We start from the raw sequence: 17360 nt of genomic DNA on the forward strand, positions 1-17360 counted from the left end.
TACAGGAAATCCAATTTAAGATCCATTACTTAACCTACAACTTATACGAATAAAAAAATAGAACGCTCCGGAATGAATCCAAGCGTTCCATTTATTTTTAACCTAATTGATTAACGACAAATTCGCCGATTTCATCGATTGATTGCTGGCCTTCAGGAATTTGGAAGGTTTGAAAGACATGCCACATTTCATCCCAAACTTTAAAGCTGACTTCGACTCCCGCAGCACGGGCACGGTCAACAAGGCGGGCTGAATCGCTTAAAAGGATTTCATCATTGCCGACATGGACCAGCAATTGCGGCAGACCTGATAAATCAGCATAGATTGGTGAAACAATCGGATGACGACGATCCAAATCACCAATATATAAAGCTGGAACAACACGAGTAGAATCAGGCGATAGCCATGGGTCAGCAGCCGCACGAGTTTCCATTGATTCTCCAGTTCCTTCTAAATCAGTCCATGGAGATAAAAGTACAGCTAGGGCAGGTAATTGATCGCCCTCAGCCTTTAACGTTAACAGCGTTGATAAAGTTAGACCGCCGCCAGCTGAATCTCCGCCAATGACAATTTGTTCAGGAGAAATACCTGATGAAAGCAACGAGCGATACACTTTAACCGCATCCTCAACCGCTGCAGGGAAAGGATTTTCTGGTGCAAGTCGATATTCAGGGACTAAAACACGAGCAGCAGTAGACCTAGAAAGCTTAGAAGCTAAATAACGATGTGTATTACAGCTCCCCATTATGTAGGCGCCGCCATGAAGGTAGAGGAATACACGTTCTTCAATAGCATTTGGAGCCACTACCCATTCAGCCGGAATTCCTTCAATTTCTGTTTTTTCTACGTTAATATCCGATGCAACCGGAGTTAAACCAGATAAAGTCTCCAATCCTTTTCGTGCTGCTTCAAGATTAAATTCTGCCGATTGGTTGGATGAAAATGACTTTAAATATTGCCGAACTAACAAACTTTCTTGACTTGCCATTTCCTAATTGCCCCTTTCAAATGGAATGTAAGTGTTTACATATATGTATTTCTTCATCATTCGTGAAAATCCTCCATTATTTAACAACAATGAAAAAAGAACCTACAATCGATGTAGATTCTTCTTTTTTATATGAAGCCTATCTCGGTGATAATGGTTTTACGGAAATGGCTGGAGTAGTGGTGGTAATAATACAGCCATCCAACTGATCCGCTTTTAAAAATCCTAGATTTAGAGCGGCTTTAATTTTAACATCATCTGGTTTTTTCATTACTTGGATAAGGTCATTCATCTTTAAATCTTCTAATCTTTTAATTGTTTCCACTTCATGATATTTTTCCGTTTTACGAATTTGCCTTTGCAGCTTATAGCCGCTGATGGTGATTTCGCCTTTATGGTCAACGCCAACTAAATGATTAAAATAACTTTGAAAAGCGTCTTTTAATTCATTCATTTCCAACTCGATTTCTTTTTTCTGTTTATTGAGTTCGTAATACCTGACTAACATCTCACCTGTAATCAAGGATTGTTTCACCAAAATCCTCGCCTCCCTACGAACGTATATTCTATTTTATGTTCAGATCTGGAGGATATGACATTTTTTGGGAGGAAAGGATTTATTTTTACATTTACATTATTGGTTTTTCGTTTCCACAATATCTTCCGCCGAATCATTTGCTGCTTTTGCGGGTTCTGCAAGGGTATTTGCAGTGATGTGGTCGGTAGTGTTTAAAGAATCATCTTTAGCTGCCAGGCTGTAAGTATGCAAACTATTAATTTGGTTTGCAGCCTCTAGAAGCTCTTCTTCGTGAGCTTGTTTGCTGTCGCTCATTTTTTCATCTCCATTTTCATTGGTTTAGGTTTCATGTATTAACATCCCCAATTTAAAGGAATATATAGGTATTTCATCCTAGTGTTGTTATCAAGATTTATGTCCATTTTTTACTAAACACATAGGAATAATTGTACAGCTATTACAATAATATGGATTTAGGAATTGCCGTTTATTCTAATAAAAGTGAAAAGACACAACATTTACTACTGTCTTGGCAATTTTAAGAATCTATAAGAATAGAGGTGGCGGCTTGAAAAAGATTTTTGGATTTGCCATTTTTTTCATTCTTTTGATTGGTGTCTTGAGCGCTTGCGGCAAAGATGATAGCGATAACGCGAAGGAACCAGCGAAAGAACCGGCAAAACAGGAAGAGAGTACACCGGCGACTGCTTTAGCAGGGGATGAAGTATTTCAAAAAAGCTGTATAACCTGCCATAGTTCAGGCGATATTTCAGGTGGTCAAAAAGTACTGGATGCAAACAGAATCCATACTGATTTTAAAACGAAAGAGGATTTACAAGCTTTCATTTCAAAGAATATGCCAAAATCAGCACCTGCTTCATTATCTAAAGAAGAGTATGATGCTGTTGTTGGTTACCTATGGGATCAAAAATAATCTATACTTAATTTGTGTAGTAGTCCGGACAAGTTTCGGACTATTTTGATTTATTATACAAAATCACAACTATCTATCTTTCCATTTGATATACTATCAAATGGAAAGATATGTTTTTTAAGGGGGAAATAGCGGATGGAACAATCCATTTCGAAGTGTATAACTCGTTTAGAATTTTATCAACCAAAGTATTTGCACTTGTTTGAAGAGTATTATTTGAGTGAGGAACAGTCTAGATTCACTGCACAACCGATAGATGCCATTCGCGCATGTGAAAATGATCAAGAGCGTATTCCCATATTGATTCTTTATGAAGATAAGATTGCAGGTTTTTTCGTCCTTCATGGCTGGAATGGGGCGAAGGATTATTCTAATAATAAGCAGGCTCTTCTATTGAGAGCTTATTCAGTGGATTCATCCTTCCAAGGTAAAGGAATTGCTCAGAAGTCATTGGAATTGTTGCCGGCATTCGTGAAAGAGCATTTTCCAGGGAAAAATGAAATTATCCTTGCTGTAAACCAAATCAATACTATTGCACAGCATGTTTATAAAAAATGCGGCTTTGTTGATGAAGGAATACGTGCTATGGGCCGGCAGGGGCCGATGTACATTTTGCACATGAAATTTTAATAAAAAACCCCTTTTCCATAGAGGAAATGGGTTTTTTGCATTATATTGATAACATCTCATCCAAGTATTTGATAATCGCTTCCGGGTTACCAGAAATACCAGCTTCTCTAGCTTGATCCTTTTTCAATTTATCAAGAGATTTTGTTAATACTTCCTGTTCGATTTTTTGAGGGATGACCACGACTCCGTCGGCATCGCCAACGAGAATATCGCCTGGATTGACTGCAGTCCCACCGCATGATATCGGAACATTTATTTCACCCACGCCTGCTTTTCCACTTGCTGCGACGGCTGTTCCTTTAGAGAAGACTGGAAAGTCCAGTTGTTTGATCTCAACGATGTCGCGTATCACACCGTCAACAACGATTCCGCCAATACCAAGAGTTTGTGCCATTCCGGCGACAAAATCTCCAGCAATCGCCCGATATTGATCACCTTTTGAATCAACAACCAGAATATCGCCAGGCTTTGCTTCCCGAATTGCCTTTAGGACAGCAAGGTTGTCACCAACAGGAATTTTAACCGTGAAGGCTCGTCCAGCTATTTTATATTCTTCCTTAAGCGGTTTAATCGAAGGGTGGAGGTTATTTAATCCATCCATTGCGTCTGAAATGCAAGTTGTAGGAATATTCCGAAATTTATCGACGTTCTGATCCATCCAAATTCTCCTCTCCATTTTCCAATTCCTTATCCATTATAAGGGATTTTAATTGGGAGGAAAATAAAAAAAGAAAGTGGCGTAACCACTTTCCAAAGAAGGAAAACTTTTATGGGTAATACATCATATGAACAAGCATGGACGTGCATGTAGTGAACATGTCCATTTTCAAAAAATTTTTTAACAAATTTTTTGAATGAGGTCGATGCTGTTATTTTTTGGAGAATTAACTTGTGAAGAAACCTCATAAGCCTCCATAAGATTTTGATCAAACGGCACTAGGTATTGATTTAAAAAGGTTGGATCGGAAATAGTGGGGTTGAGCCAGGTATTTTCATCATCGGGCTTTAAAATCACGGGCATCCGATCATGAATATCCTCCATTAATTCATTAGGAGTGGTTGTAATAACCGAGCAAGAGAACACGGCTTTACCCTCTGGTGATTTCCATTGCTCCCAAAGGCCTGCCATCGCGAACAATTCCTCAGCTTTAAGTTTAATCCGCATCGGGGTCTTCGTTTTATCTTCATGTCGCTTCCATTCATAAAAGCTATCGGCGATGATTAAACAGCGTTTCTTCTTAAATGCATTTCGGAAACTCGGCTTTTCAGCCAAGGTTTCAGCTCGAGCATTGATCATTTTATTACCAATGGACAAATCTTTTGCCCATGGCGGGATTAATCCCCATCTTAAAAATCCCATTCGATTTGATTTTCCATCATTAATGACCGCCAAGACGGACTGGGAGGGGGCGATATTATAGCTGGGCGAAAATAATTCTTCTTCTAAAAAAGAATCAATCATAAACCTTTCAATAATTTCCTCGACACTTGCAGTTAATGTGAACCGGCCGCACATACTCATTCCCCCATAACTAATTACCATTATTTTACCTAAATAATGATGCTTTTTTCAAAATTTAAAAGAACTAGGAAAATTTAACCTATTAATTTTCTGAAAATTTTGGTAAAAGTACTTAGAAATACTAAATAATTCAATTTATTTTAACCGCGTTAGAAAATTTGTAATACAAGAAAGGGTATTGTGATTGTGAAGGAAACATATCAAGAGCAGGTAGATAGTAAGAATCATTTGAGCCAACTAGCATCTGTAGGACAAATTGCTGCTGGTATTGCCCATGAAGTTCGAAATCCGTTAACGGCAGTGAAGGGTTTTTTACAACTCCTTGAACATGAGAACAAACCAGATTATATCAATATTGCACAAACAGAATTGGATAATGCTTTAACAACTTTAAATAATCTTCTACAAGTTTCTAAGCCGGATCAGGAGGAAGAAGAAAAGCAATCCTTTCACCTTGCAGTAGAGCTTGAGTCCATCCTTAATTTATTTCAAGACAAATTATACCATATTCAGGTTGTCACTCAATTTAAAGACACGGACAGGACAATTTATGGGAAGAAAAATCAATTTAAAAAAGCTTTCTTCAATTTGATAAAAAATGCCATTGAATCAATTGAGGGGAAGGGAAAGTTAACAATTAGCCATTTTGCAGCTCATGATGAACTCATAGTCAGTATTAAAGATACCGGAGTTGGAATCCCAACTGATAAATTGCATTTACTTGGTACTCCTTTTTATACCACAAAGGATCACGGAACAGGTATGGGATTAACTCAAGTGTTTTCCGTTGTCTATCAGCATGGAGGTAAAATCAATATAGACAGCGCGGAAAAAAAAGGGACAACCTTTACAATTCGATTGCCCAAACAATATAACTTACAAAAAAGAGGTGTGAAAAGGTTGGAGCTTGATATGGAAGGAAGTATTACGTTAAAGGATTTTTTTGTCGCTAATCGAGCAAAATTTGAAAAATGTCTATTAAATGAAGCTATTAATGTGAGAGATAAAATTGAAGAAATACATACAATGGGTAATATCAATCTTTTAAATAATGCACATAAACTAGCCATGTTTGTTGTAGAAGGACGAGAGCACGAATTAATCTCCTTTGCCAAACAGGAAGGTGTTGCATGGGCAAGGTATTCTTTAACTATTGCCTTTAAACTTGAGTGGGTTCAAGCCATACGAAGAACATTATGGGATTTTCTTTATAATTACAAAGCAGGCACGAATTCCATTTCGGATTTAGAGGAATTCTTCACACTTGAAAAAAATATAAATCAAATGATCGATCAGTTTCTAAACAATTTTTTCATCAGTTATACAAAATATAAAGATGAACTGCTAGAATCGCAAAGAAAATTGGTAGAAAATCTCTCTGTTCCAATCATCCCAATCTCTTCCAATATTTGCATTTTACCGCTAATTGGACAAATTGATAGCCACCGTGTTTCAACAATTGAAGACAAAGCCATTTCAGAGATAGGAAATTCACATATACAAACACTCATCATCGACTTCTCGGGTGTTGCTCAGATGGAGTCAGAAGTTGCTCGTTCGTTAATGAATCTTATTAATGGCATAGCCATGATGGGGTGTAAAACGGTTTTAACGGGTTTACGTGGCGAAATAGTCAAGACATTGATTCATTTGGGTATAAATATGGACCAGGTAGCGGATTTCAAAGGGACACTACAATTCGCTTTGAAAGATTATTTAGCTGTAAACAATTCCTGAATGAAAAAAACATGAAAAAGGAGATCCCTTTGAATTATTAGGGGTCTCCTTTTGAATTATCGTGATCTCCGCGCAAAGTCAACAAAGCGGAACTTATCAGGACGGTGCCTAGATTCTGTATATTGAAAAAGACTGGCATCATCCAAATAAACATAGTTTTTGATTACAACGATATTATGAAAACCCTCTAAATCCAAAAGTGTGCGATCCTCGTTGGTAGGCTCTTCTACGACAATTTCTTTTCTGGCAAAGCTTATGGTCATGTTTAAGTCGTTTTCAAGATACTGATAAATCGAATCCGCACAAATTTCCTCAGTTAAATTGGGAACATACTTTTTACTTAAGAAATCTTTATCTAAAATAATTTTTTCTCCGCTCATTTCCCGCGTTCTAACTACTTTCCAAACGAGGTCTTTGCTTGAAAGGTGAAGTTGCTGCCGGATATAGGTTTCGGGTTTGATTAAGGAAAACTCATTCACAATCGTTTTTGGTTTTCGGCCCATTTTTTGTGCCAGCTCTTTAAAGCTGACCAAGCCGGAAACAGGGAAATCAAACTTAGAAAGATCAATCACAATCGAACCTTTGCCCCTAACTTTTTGAATATAGCCATTTTGCGACAGCAAATTCAACGCTTTTCTAATTGTTTCCCTGGAGGTGTTGAATTGTTCGGATAATTCATTTTCAGAAGGGAGGAGTGTCTGCGGTGGAATTTCGCCGCTCTTTATTTGCTCGACAATGGTGTTATATATGGTTAGATACTTGTTCGTCATGTTGACCTCTCCGTTCATTTTTTCAGGTGATACACAAGCGACTCATATGGCCGCAGCTGGATTTCCCTTTTTAATGAAGGGGAATCTGTATAGTTTGAGATTAACATTTCACTAATATAATCATCAAGATGTAAGTGGGCAGGAAGGGTAATCAACTTTTCGTTCGCATAAAAATTGTTAATGACCAGTAACTTTTCCGACCCGTTCGTCCTAACGTAAGCAAATACTTCTTCATCGTGATCTACAATTAACTCGAAAATGCCTTCCGTGATCACATCATATTCTTTTCTTAATTGAATTAGCTTTTGATAGTGATAGAAGATGGAAGTTGGATCCTGAAGTGCGTTCTCAGCATTAATCTCTGGATAATTGGCTGCTGTTTCAATCCAAGGGGTTCCAGTTGTAAAGCCTGCATGAGAACTAGCATTCCACTGAACAGGAGTTCTAGAGTTATCCCGGGATTTTTGCTTAAGGACTTTGATTATTTCTTGTTCATCCAGGCCTTCATTTTTCTTGATGTTAAAAATATTGATCGATTCAACATCACGGTAATCGGCGATAGATTCAAACTCCGGGTTGGTCATCCCGAATTCTTCCCCTTGATAGATATAAGGAGTTCCTTGCATCATATGCATAACAGTTGCCAGCATTTTGGCCGACTCTTTATGATATTTTTTATCATCACCGAAACGAGATACTACGCGAGGCTGATCGTGGTTGCACCAGAAAAGGGCATTCCAGCCGCCGCCCTCATTCATTTCCACCTGCCACTTAGAAAGAATTTGCTTCAAGGCATGAAAGTCAAATTCCGCTTTCGTCCATTTATCACCGTTTGGATAGTCTACTTTTAAGTGGTGGAAACTGAAAATCATGTTTAATTCTTCACGATCAGGATTGGTATATCCAATACAGTTATCAATCGACGTTGAGGACATTTCCCCAACTGTCATGATATCGTATTTTGAAAAAACTTTATCATTCATTTCATGAAGAAACTCATGAATCCGCGGTCCATCTGTATAGAATTTGCGTCCGTCACTGTCATCCTGAGGAAACTGCTGGTCCTTGGAAATTAGATTTATCACATCAAGCCGGAAGCCGTCGACGCCTTTTTTTAGCCAAAAATGCATCAATTCATAAAGCTCTTCACGAACTTTTTCATTTTCCCAATTTAAATCTGCCTGTGTGACATCGAATAAGTGAAGGTAATATTGATCCGTTTCCTGATTATATTCCCAAGCAGAACCTCCAAACTTTGATTCCCAGTTGGTCGGAGGTCCGCCATTCACCCCATCCTTCCAAATATAGAAATCACGGTATGGATTATCCTTAGAGGATCTAGCTTGTTTAAACCATTCATGTTCGGTTGACGTATGGTTGATGACAATATCCATAATGATTTTAAGCCCGCGTTTATGGGCCTCTTCAAGCAGCCGATCAACATCTTCCATTGTTCCATATTCATCGTGAATGCGGTAGTAATCACTTATATCATAACCGTTATCACGCTGGGGGGATTGATAGATAGGGGTGAGCCATAGGACATCAACACCGAGTTTTTTAAAATAATCGAGTTTCTCGATAATACCCTGGATATCCCCAGTACCATTTCCTGAAGTATCATAAAAACTTTTTGGATAGATTTGATAAACCACTGCGTTTTTCCACCATGATGTTGCCATTTCAAACACCCACCTAAAAATTTTTTGATTCTAATGTCAAAAAGGAGGGAGTCTTTCTCCCTCCTAATGGAGTTTTATTTTTTTAAAGAAAACTTTTTAACACCTGTTTTTGCAAAGATGTTCGTTAAGATGAATGGAACCACAATCGCAATCAGCATACAAATTGCAAACATTGCCATATGTTTTGGCTGGATTGATAAAATACCAGGCAGACCGCCGACACCAATGGAGTTAGCCATTACACCGCTGGCTACAGATACAACGCCCGCAATCATGGAACCAATCATCGCAGCAAGGAATGGGAAGCCGTATTTTAAGTTGATACCGAACATCGCAGGCTCTGTTACACCTAAGTAACAAGAGATCGCAGCTGGAATGGATACTTGCTTTTCTTCCTCATTTTTACGATTAATAAAGATCATGGCAAGAACGGCTGAACCTTGAGCGATATTTGAGAGGGCAATCATTGGCCATAGGTTTGTTCCGCCAAGTTCACTCATCAATTGAAGGTCAATCGCATTTGTCATATGGTGTAAACCTGTAATAACAAGAGGAGCATAGGCAAAACCAAAGATCGCTGCGAATAACCAGCCAAATGCTGAAGTTAAGCTAGAGTATACAACATGAGAGATACCAGAACCGATAGACCAGCCGAGAGGGCCTAGAATCGTGTGAGCAATTAATACAGTTGGAACTAATGCCAGGAATGGTACAACAATCATAGAGATTGAGTTAGGAACAACTTTACGCAATCTAGTTTCTAAGAAACCTAAGACTAATCCGGCTAAGATAGCAGGGATTACTTGTGCTTGATACCCAATCATTTTAATATGAGCAAAACCAAAATCCCAAGTTGGAATTTCTTTTGCACCGGCAACTGCATATGCATTTAATAATTGCGGTGATACTAGGGTAATACCAAGAACAATACCCAGGATCTGAGACGCACCCATTTTCTTCGCAACAGACCAGGTGATTCCAACTGGAAGAAAGTGAAATATCGCTTCACCAATCAACCATAGGAAGGAGTGAACACCGGCCCAGAACTGGGATACTTCAATAATGGTTTTCGTGCCGTTATCTAATAATTTGATGTCACCGATTACATTTCGGAAACCAAGGATTAAACCGCCTACTACTAGGGCAGGGATTAATGGTGTGAAAATTTCCGCTAAATGACCCATCATACGCTGAATCCAATTTTGATTTTGCTTGGCAGCTTTTTTGGCTTCTTCCTTTGAAGTTCCGTCTACACCAGCTAACTTGACAAATTCATTGTAGAAGCTAGAGACTTCATTTCCAATAATTACTTGGAACTGGCCTGCTTGGGTAAAGGTACCCTTTACTAGTCCAATTGACTCGATTTCTTTTACATCAGCTTTGCTAGGATCGTTGAGTACAAACCGCATTCTGGTTACGCAATGGGTGACGGCTGCTATGTTTTCTTTACCGCCAATGTGTTTCAATAAATCTTTTGAAGGATCTGTGTACTTTGCCATTTGACTTCCCCCTGGTGAATGGGAATAACCCAATTCACATTATTTTTTATATAGATATACAGGTGTTGAATACCTTTTCAAATGTAGATTTCGTAACCTGTATATACAAGTTTTGATGACGTTTTCATTCTAGCTTGTATATACAAGCTTGTCAACGGATTATTTTTGAAACAAAAAAATAGCAATCCAGATTAAATTGAGTCTTTTGAACCACTTTTGCTCTTTACAGCTTTGAAGTGTTGAAAGAATTTTTAGAAAATGGTAAGATAAAGATGTTTAAATTCTTCTGAGTTTAGACCTCCTAATGTGAGAGCTTAGCCTTGACCACTAAGTTCTCGTTGGAACCTTTGACTTTTGTTCAAAGGTTTTTTTTAGTTCGGAGGGCTATTTGGTAAAATTAGCAACAACTCTTTATTCATTTTTATGGAGGAATGCCACCTGTGATATTCGAAACGATTCATCAGTGGGATGAGAAGATATGGGAAATGGTCAGTCCTATTTATCATCACGCATTTGCTGAAAAGGGCGCTAAACCAGAAAAAATTATTCGTAATATGTTTCGGAAAGAAATTTGCTTTTTACATTTGGGTTTTGTCGGTGAACAAATTGTATCAATGTCGTTGACTGGAAAACTGAAGGGTACACAAGCCCTGCTGATTGATTATTTAGCTGTTCACCATGACTATCAAAACCAAGGTTATGGTCTGAAAACGATTAAATATATTAAGGAATGGTCAAAAACCTCCGGGTCTTTTGATAGTATGGTCATTGAAGTAGAATCCGAGGCAACACCCGAGAATTTAGTAAGAATCCATTTTTGGCAAAAGTGCGGCTTTGTTTTAACGGATTACATCCATCACTACATTTGGGTTCCTGAGCCGTACCAAGCGATGTTTCTGAAGTTATCGAATGATGCTGAAATACAAGGACATGGGAAACTGCTTTTTAAATATATAGGCCAATTTCATAAAGCTTCTTATCAGGATTCGTAGCTAATTACTTCTTAAAGGTATAGAAAAATGATATTTAGAAAAAATAGTCTATTGTTGACTCGAAATATTTGTTCTTTCAACAAAGGAATTTTACTTAGAAAAATCGAATTATGGAGTGGTATTAATTTCAAGGGGAGTGTTCAATTTGAAGGGACAAGCTACACCTTATTTGATGTTTGATGGCAATGCAAAAGAAGCATTAGAGTATTATCGAGAAGTATTTGGCGGGGAAGTAATAAACTTGCAAACATATGGAGAAGCAGATTACCCTACTCCACCTGAGGCAGCGGACCGAATTATTCATGCACAATTTAAAAAGGACGATTTATTTTTAATGGCTTCCGATGCTTTTCCAGGCAGTCCAGTGACAGTAGGAAGTAATATCTCTTTGGCAATTGAATTAGAGAGCGAAGAAGAAATTCAAAAAATTTATAACGCACTAAGTGAAAAAGGTACCGTTTTTATGGAACTGCAGGATACTTTTTGGGGTGCAAAATATGCAAAAGTAAAAGACGCTTTCGGCATCATTTGGGATTTGAATCATCCGAAATCTTAATAATGAAATGTGAAGCAAAAAAGAAATGCCATTCGCTATTGAATGGCATTTCTTTTTTTTAAAGAGTCAATCCAAAAATCTGTCTTTCCACTCTGGCGAAGGGAGCAGACAGCTTTCTGTTTTACCAAACCATTTATAACGATTATTGGCGACTACATCATAGACGAAATCTCTAATGGGTTTAGGGATGACTAAAAAGAAGGGAAATAATCTCCATGCACCACTTAAGTTCATACAAACTCTTAATGCAGCAGTTGACTTTAGGTATGGTTTATTGTTTTCGATGAGTACAAAGCTATTAAGATCGTTATTTAAGCCGTATTGTTTCAGAAGCTTTTGACCGGTTTCACCTTGGAGCGAAGCAAATTTAAAGGCTTTATTGGCATCCCGTATTAAAATAAATTGAACACTATGATTACAAAGATTACAGACCCCATCAAATAAAACAATCCGTTCCACAATTTCACCAACTTAATCTCAGATGGGTCAATCATATCACAATAACAAACTAGTCCTGAATTAATTTATTCTTGCTACACATAAAAACAATGATAAAATTTAAATAGGGAAATATTAGAAGTAAAACCGGATCAGGGGGGCCGAATTTCATGTGGGAAAATGATTTTACGAGATTGCTAAAGATTAAATATCCAATTATTCAAGCACCGATGGCAGGGGGGATTACGTCATCTGAGTTAGTGGCCGCCGTTTCTAACACTGGCGGCCTTGGGATGATTGGAGCCGGTTATATGAGTCCTGAACAAGTCCGGCTTCAGATAAAGGAAGTTCAGCAGTTAACTGATAAACCATTCGGGGTAAATATATTCGTACCTGCAAAATATGAAGCTGATAAAAAAAAGCTGCATCATGCCAAAACATTATTACAGCCAATATTGGAAGAACTAGGTGCTGTGGACCAATCAGTACTTCCAAACTTTGAACAAGATCTACAAAGTTTTCATGAACAACTAAATATTATATTGGATGAAAATGTGCCTATTTGTTCCTTTACTTTTGGGATACCACCGCTTGAATTAATTAACAAACTTAAGGAAAACGGGGTCGTCTTAATCGGAACAGCCACAACGGTATCAGAAGCCATAATAAATGAAAAGGCAGGGATGGATGCTGTTGTTGTCCAGGGAACAGAAGCAGGGGGGCATCGAGGGACCTTTCATAATGAAAATAAACATAGCTTAATAGGCTTAATGTCATTACTTCCACAGGTGGCTGATCAAATTAGTATTCCAATTATTGCAGCTGGCGGAATCATGGACGGAAGAGGATTCATTGCTGCGAAATCACTTGGTGCTCTTGGGGTCCAAATGGGTTCTGCATTTCTTGTTTGCGAAGAAAGCAGTGCAAACAAAATTCATAAAGAAGCGATTATTCAAGCATCTGAGGAGCAAATTGTAGTTACCAAAGCCTTTTCGGGAAAAATGGCCAGAGGTGTAAACAATCGCTTCATTGAAAAATTGTCCATTTATGAAGATGGATTGCCAGACTATCCGATACAAAACGAATTAACTAAAGCGATAAGAAAGAACTCAGCAGCAACGGGAAATCCCGAATATATGTCACTTTGGGCTGGCCAAAGCCCGAGGCTGGCCCGGAAATTATGTGCTAGTGACCTAATCAATCAGATTGTAAATGAGGCGGAAATAGTACGCTCAAAACTATAAACCGCTTAAATAAACTTCAAATTTTTACTTCATTCTTATTAAACTATTATTTTAGTAATTTGGGGGTGACTGCGTGAAAAATCATTTGAAGAAAGCACCCTACTTGCTTTTCATGTTGGTGATTCCTCTCCTTGCCAAGATATATCAATTATTAAATCTCAGGGCACAAAAGGGAGTGGACCTTTCAACTCCAATTGATCATGCCATTCCGTTCTTATCGATATTTATCATTCCATACATTTTGTGGTATGGATACATCTTTTTTTATTTAGTCTATTTTTGTTTTAAGGATACAAAGGTATATCTTAAAACCCTAATATTAATCGTTGTTGCAGAGATTATTTGCTTCATTATTTATTTCTTTTTCCAAACAACCGTACCGAGGCCTAACCTTGAAGGAAATGATCTATTAACCAGCATGGTTCAATGGATCTATAAGAAGGACCGTCCCTATAATTGTTTCCCAAGTATCCATGTACTTACCACCTTTGCGGTGATGCTTGCTTCACTTCATATAAAAAATAAGCATATGATAAACAATTTATGTATTCATGTAACAGGCGGGTTAATTATCATCTCGACCCTGTTTGTCAAGCAGCATGTTATTTTTGACATGATTGGCTCCATGTATCTAGTTTCTTTTTTATTTGGAATATCCTTTGAACGCTTATACTTGCGTGTGCCAAATAAATCCGAAACCGTTTATGTGAAAAATAAATAAAATTCCTTTAAAAAGAGTGTCGTTTTAGACACTCTATTTAAGTTATTGAATTAGTAAGCTTGTTTCATTCATTGCCAAAAATAATTTGAGGATTTTATGTCATATGGACCGTTTTAATATGCTGAAGATTTACATAAACGGGGTCTTCTTTAGCGCTAATTAATTCAACAAAATTATTCTTGATTCCTTGGATTTTTCCAATTACATTCTCATTTTCACCAATATTGAATACAATCAGCTCTCCCGTTAATTTTTCAATTTGGACTTCAAACGATCTGGCAAAGGTAAGGTTGCTAGGGTTTACTGGAAGATTAGAATTGCTTAATCCATAAGGTCGTTGATTGTTTGTATATGGAATCAACCATTTTAGATGGTTAAGGGAGATAAACATCGTTTTATAAATTGGGGAGTAGAAAACAAAATAGTTATTCATAATGCTAATTATATACCCATGGAGTGCTTGTTTACTAGTTACATAAATTTCTGTGAAAATGCCCTTTGCTGCTGTTAGGGTTTTTCTTAATGAAATTTCTTCATTATGATTGTATATTGGCGTCAAATCGTCATTTAGGTTAATTTCATCTATTTCATCCTGTTTCAAATATTGCCAGTTTTGACAATGAATAGTTGGAATGTAAAGGTAATCATATCCATTGTAAACAACCCATAGATCACTGCCGATATCACAGAGTATGCCGCTTATAAACTTCTTTCCGGAGATTTCTAGTTTAATATATTTACCGATATTGTCTTTTAAATTCATCAACTCACATCCTTTCCTTTTAATTTCAATTTACAAAAAGAGCTGGGTTGAAATGGATTTGCGATGAATTGAAAATATTTCATACCCACTCTTTTTTTGTAAATGTCTTAGGATGTTAAAAGGTTCAGTGAAATCGCAGTGATTTTTGGGATATTTCATAAATGGTTTCATAAGCTATGAATCTTTGAGTTAGAATCTTGTGTTATTACTTCTATTTGGCCATCCGGAGAAGAATGAAGTTCTTTCCATTTCCCTTGGTGTTACGGGTTCACCAGCAAAACGGAAGCCTCTGGCTGGCTGTTCCACTTTTCTTGTCTCATCCTTTTTATTCTGAGCAGTTTCATTCTTTTTCTCTTCCGCAGCCTGTTTAGGAACCGTAACGATTTCTTTAGCTTTAAAAACTGGTGCAATAGGATCTTGTTTTTGCGTCACCTGAACTTCTTTTGCTTCTTTTACAACTTTTGCTTCTTTTACAACTTTTGCTTCAGCTACTACTTTTTGAGCTGCAGGTTTTTCATCTTTGATGTGCGTGTATTTGTTCACAACTGCTTGTGGTTTTTCTTCTTTGATGTTGGTGTATTTGTTCTCAGCTGCTCGTGGTTTTTCTTCTTTGATGTTGGTGTATTTGTTCTCAGCTGCTCGTGGTTTTTCTTGCTTTTGGATGTTTTGAACTGGTTCTTCTTTTTGCTTTCTAATTTCATTGTTGATTTTTTGAGTTGTAACATCATTTAACTTTTTAGTGACATTCTTAATGGATTGAGACCAAACTTTTGTTTGTTGATCTTTTTCTTCCGAGACAACTTTAACGTTTTCTTCGAATTGTTTCTCTGCGTTACTTTCTTTGGATGAAGAGGCGACCGTTTGTTTTGAAGATTCGTTGGAAGTCACTTGTGCGGTAACGGTAACATCCTCCTTCTTTTCCTTTTTATTATTTTCTGCTTTTACATTATCCTTATTTTCAGATTGATTGGAGTTGGAGTTTTCATTTTCTTGGATAAAACCTTTTAAAATATTTGAAATATGGGTTAACTTAATTAAAATCCTTTCTTCACCACTAATCAATGTAGCATAATCAGAATCAACATTGCTCAATATACCGTTAAAAGACCGCTTGTTTAAGCACAAAATTGTTACCCAGGATTGTTTTAATGAATTCAATACTTCCGTTAAGCTTTGTGTTTTTAAGAATTCAGTTTCTGTATCTTCGCCTTGAAATTGTTTCGTATTCTTCGTGATTGCTTGAACCTGGTCGAGACTATAATAGAAGATGTAGTTGTTTTCATTTTCTAAAATGACATGATCGGGTTCAACTCCAATAAGTTTTCCTTTATATACATCTTCACCTACATATAGATTTACGTTAAATCCAATTAATAAATCTAATGTCGATGAAAAATTATTTATACCCATTGAAAATCCTCCTTTTTATAATGTTGTCGCTTCTCCTTCGAGAAGCGACAAGGTTCTTATCTTTAATTATTTTGCATATTGGCTTTTTGAGGATTCGGACTTTGCGACCCGTTGTTTTGATGACTGTTTGTCAGAAGAAGACATTTTTTCTTGGCTATTTTGGTTATCTGATTTTTCATCCTCAGCCTTTTCAATTTTTAATCCATAGCTGATATTGCGGATATGGAACATGGAAAGGCGAACAATTTCCTCCTTATTGATTAAGGAAACGAAATCATTATTAATATCGCTTAGGACACCTTCTAATTTTTCTGGACCGCCGCGATTAATTTTGACCCATTGGAACTTTAATTGATCCAACAGTCCAGGGAAGTTGTCTGCTTGTTTGTACGAAAAACCCTCAGGAACTTCAATGTTAAATTCCAGTTGTTCCTTTGCATTTTCCGTCACACTTTTAATATGATGAGTGTAGTAGTAAACCACACCTTCATCTTCTGTAAGAAGAACGAGATGATCTTCATTGACATCCAGTAACTTTCCAATTCTTGATTCTGGACCACCCCGGTCAATTTTTATAATTTTTCCGACCAAAGACTTCATCATGTCTTTATTCATAAAAGTTTCTTCCTCCTTTAAATTAAATAAACATTTACACTACATCAATATGTATCACGGTGTGATGTTGTACTAAACAAGTAGCCTTTTTTTACCCATTTTGAAAAAAATAGGCAAAAAAACGTATATGATATTTAACTATATATTCAATTCAAGAAATGGAGCTTGTCAGCTCCATTTGGAAAAGGAATATTAATAAACTTATTCTTATTTTTGGATTTTGGTTAACACGTATAGCAAGTAATTACGATCGGTCATAATCTAATACAGTATTTTAATAAATTTATAGAAAAAAAGGATTCTCCTACACAAAATGAACTCCTATGGAATATCTTTTGTTTA

General features: G+C 37.0%; 19 protein-coding genes. 7 read left to right on the top strand and 12 right to left on the bottom strand.

The features are described from left to right. Positions 1-97: 97 nt before the first annotated feature. The 3 genes from ACIFOT_RS07055 to ACIFOT_RS07065 all read right to left on the bottom strand — a co-directional run bounded on the left by ACIFOT_RS07055 (position 98) and on the right by ACIFOT_RS07065 (position 1820). Complete coding sequence (locus tag ACIFOT_RS07055) at positions 98-988, bottom strand: alpha/beta hydrolase (RefSeq protein WP_430063436.1); 891 nt, start codon at positions 986-988, stop codon at positions 98-100. Positions 989-1127: 139 nt separating this feature from the next. Then, complete coding sequence (locus tag ACIFOT_RS07060; protein WP_430063587.1) at positions 1128-1523, bottom strand: hypothetical protein; 396 nt, start codon at positions 1521-1523, stop codon at positions 1128-1130. Between the two features lie 99 nt (positions 1524-1622). Next, complete coding sequence (locus ACIFOT_RS07065; protein WP_430063438.1) at positions 1623-1820, bottom strand: hypothetical protein; 198 nt, start codon at positions 1818-1820, stop codon at positions 1623-1625. A gap of 253 nt (positions 1821-2073) precedes the next feature. On the opposite strand from ACIFOT_RS07065, the gene ACIFOT_RS07070 reads away from it, so the two are divergent. Then, positions 2074-2439: a c-type cytochrome gene (locus ACIFOT_RS07070; RefSeq protein ID WP_430063439.1), complete on the top strand. Its 366-nt coding sequence runs from the start codon at positions 2074-2076 to the stop codon at positions 2437-2439. A gap of 135 nt (positions 2440-2574) precedes the next feature. Further along, entirely contained in the window at positions 2575-3069 is a 495-nt protein-coding gene (locus ACIFOT_RS07075; protein WP_430063441.1) for a GNAT family N-acetyltransferase, read from the top strand. A gap of 40 nt (positions 3070-3109) precedes the next feature. On the opposite strand, the gene ACIFOT_RS07080 is transcribed toward ACIFOT_RS07075, so the two are convergent. Together ACIFOT_RS07080 and ACIFOT_RS07085 are read right to left on the bottom strand one after the other, a co-directional pair. Further along, positions 3110-3727 carry an RraA family protein gene (locus ACIFOT_RS07080; protein WP_430063443.1) on the bottom strand — a complete coding sequence of 206 codons (618 nt, stop codon included), beginning with the start codon at positions 3725-3727 and terminating at the stop codon, positions 3110-3112. Between the two features lie 180 nt (positions 3728-3907). Further along, complete coding sequence (locus tag ACIFOT_RS07085) at positions 3908-4585, bottom strand: SOS response-associated peptidase (protein ID WP_430063445.1); 678 nt, start codon at positions 4583-4585, stop codon at positions 3908-3910. A gap of 192 nt (positions 4586-4777) precedes the next feature. Here ACIFOT_RS07085 and ACIFOT_RS07090 point away from each other — a divergent pair, with 192 nt between their 5' ends. Continuing rightward, the gene (locus ACIFOT_RS07090; protein WP_430063447.1) at positions 4778-6328 is read left to right on the top strand and encodes an ATP-binding protein; all 1551 of its coding nucleotides are present in this window, start codon (positions 4778-4780) and stop codon (positions 6326-6328) included. A 56-nt stretch (positions 6329-6384) separates the two neighbouring features. On the opposite strand, the gene treR is transcribed toward ACIFOT_RS07090, so the two are convergent. The 3 genes from treR to treP form a co-directional block, all read right to left on the bottom strand. Continuing rightward, positions 6385-7098: a trehalose operon repressor gene (gene treR, locus ACIFOT_RS07095; RefSeq protein WP_430063449.1), complete on the bottom strand. Its 714-nt coding sequence runs from the start codon at positions 7096-7098 to the stop codon at positions 6385-6387. A gap of 14 nt (positions 7099-7112) precedes the next feature. Then, entirely contained in the window at positions 7113-8780 is a 1668-nt protein-coding gene (treC, locus tag ACIFOT_RS07100; protein ID WP_430063451.1) for an alpha,alpha-phosphotrehalase, read from the bottom strand. Positions 8781-8854: 74 nt separating this feature from the next. Continuing rightward, positions 8855-10279, bottom strand: a complete 1425-nt coding sequence (gene treP, locus ACIFOT_RS07105) for a PTS system trehalose-specific EIIBC component (RefSeq protein ID WP_430063453.1) — start codon at positions 10277-10279, stop codon at positions 8855-8857. Between the two features lie 440 nt (positions 10280-10719). Between treP and ACIFOT_RS07110 the strand changes: the two genes are divergently transcribed. Together ACIFOT_RS07110 and ACIFOT_RS07115 are read left to right on the top strand one after the other, a co-directional pair. Next, positions 10720-11271: a GNAT family N-acetyltransferase gene (locus ACIFOT_RS07110; RefSeq protein WP_430063455.1), complete on the top strand. Its 552-nt coding sequence runs from the start codon at positions 10720-10722 to the stop codon at positions 11269-11271. A 145-nt stretch (positions 11272-11416) separates the two neighbouring features. Next, positions 11417-11827: a VOC family protein gene (locus ACIFOT_RS07115; RefSeq protein ID WP_430063457.1), complete on the top strand. Its 411-nt coding sequence runs from the start codon at positions 11417-11419 to the stop codon at positions 11825-11827. Positions 11828-11893: 66 nt separating this feature from the next. On the opposite strand, the gene ACIFOT_RS07120 is transcribed toward ACIFOT_RS07115, so the two are convergent. After that, a complete protein-coding gene (locus tag ACIFOT_RS07120) occupies positions 11894-12286 on the bottom strand; it encodes a thiol-disulfide oxidoreductase DCC family protein (RefSeq protein ID WP_430063459.1) in 393 nt (130 codons plus the stop codon). Between the two features lie 149 nt (positions 12287-12435). Between ACIFOT_RS07120 and ACIFOT_RS07125 the strand changes: the two genes are divergently transcribed. After that, positions 12436-13509: an NAD(P)H-dependent flavin oxidoreductase gene (locus ACIFOT_RS07125; RefSeq protein ID WP_430063461.1), complete on the top strand. Its 1074-nt coding sequence runs from the start codon at positions 12436-12438 to the stop codon at positions 13507-13509. Positions 13510-13582: 73 nt separating this feature from the next. Beyond that, entirely contained in the window at positions 13583-14230 is a 648-nt protein-coding gene (locus tag ACIFOT_RS07130; protein ID WP_430063463.1) for a phosphatase PAP2 family protein, read from the top strand. 94 nt (positions 14231-14324) lie between these two features. Here ACIFOT_RS07130 and ACIFOT_RS07135 read toward each other — a convergent pair whose 3' ends face one another. From ACIFOT_RS07135 to ACIFOT_RS07145, 3 genes are all read right to left on the bottom strand, one after another. Beyond that, positions 14325-14993: a DUF2642 domain-containing protein gene (locus ACIFOT_RS07135; protein WP_430063465.1), complete on the bottom strand. Its 669-nt coding sequence runs from the start codon at positions 14991-14993 to the stop codon at positions 14325-14327. 189 nt (positions 14994-15182) lie between these two features. Continuing rightward, a complete protein-coding gene (locus ACIFOT_RS07140; RefSeq protein WP_430063467.1) occupies positions 15183-16403 on the bottom strand; it encodes a hypothetical protein in 1221 nt (406 codons plus the stop codon). Positions 16404-16469: 66 nt separating this feature from the next. Continuing rightward, the gene (locus tag ACIFOT_RS07145) at positions 16470-17018 is read right to left on the bottom strand and encodes a hypothetical protein (protein WP_430063468.1); all 549 of its coding nucleotides are present in this window, start codon (positions 17016-17018) and stop codon (positions 16470-16472) included. Positions 17019-17360: the final 342 nt, after the last annotated feature.

Source organism: Neobacillus sp. NRS-1170, assembly GCF_050468025.1.

Bases quoted from the DNA above. Each gene is read 5' to 3' on its own strand.
- ACIFOT_RS07135 (WP_430063465.1), bottom strand. From the start codon at position 14,993: ATGAATTTAAAAGACAATATCGGTAAATATATTAAACTAGAAATCTCC.
- ACIFOT_RS07140 (WP_430063467.1), bottom strand. From the start codon at position 16,403: ATGGGTATAAATAATTTTTCATCGACATTAGATTTATTAATTGGATTT.
- ACIFOT_RS07145 (WP_430063468.1), bottom strand. From the start codon at position 17,018: ATGAATAAAGACATGATGAAGTCTTTGGTCGGAAAAATTATAAAAATT.
- treP (WP_430063453.1), bottom strand. From the start codon at position 10,279: ATGGCAAAGTACACAGATCCTTCAAAAGATTTATTGAAACACATTGGC.
- treR (WP_430063449.1), bottom strand. From the start codon at position 7,098: ATGACGAACAAGTATCTAACCATATATAACACCATTGTCGAGCAAATA.
- treC (WP_430063451.1), bottom strand. From the start codon at position 8,780: ATGGCAACATCATGGTGGAAAAACGCAGTGGTTTATCAAATCTATCCA.
- ACIFOT_RS07055 (WP_430063436.1), bottom strand. From the start codon at position 988: ATGGCAAGTCAAGAAAGTTTGTTAGTTCGGCAATATTTAAAGTCATTT.
- ACIFOT_RS07085 (WP_430063445.1), bottom strand. From the start codon at position 4,585: ATGTGCGGCCGGTTCACATTAACTGCAAGTGTCGAGGAAATTATTGAA.
- ACIFOT_RS07080 (WP_430063443.1), bottom strand. From the start codon at position 3,727: ATGGATCAGAACGTCGATAAATTTCGGAATATTCCTACAACTTGCATT.
- ACIFOT_RS07125 (WP_430063461.1), top strand. From the start codon at position 12,436: ATGTGGGAAAATGATTTTACGAGATTGCTAAAGATTAAATATCCAATT.
- ACIFOT_RS07075 (WP_430063441.1), top strand. From the start codon at position 2,575: ATGGAACAATCCATTTCGAAGTGTATAACTCGTTTAGAATTTTATCAA.
- ACIFOT_RS07065 (WP_430063438.1), bottom strand. From the start codon at position 1,820: ATGAGCGACAGCAAACAAGCTCACGAAGAAGAGCTTCTAGAGGCTGCA.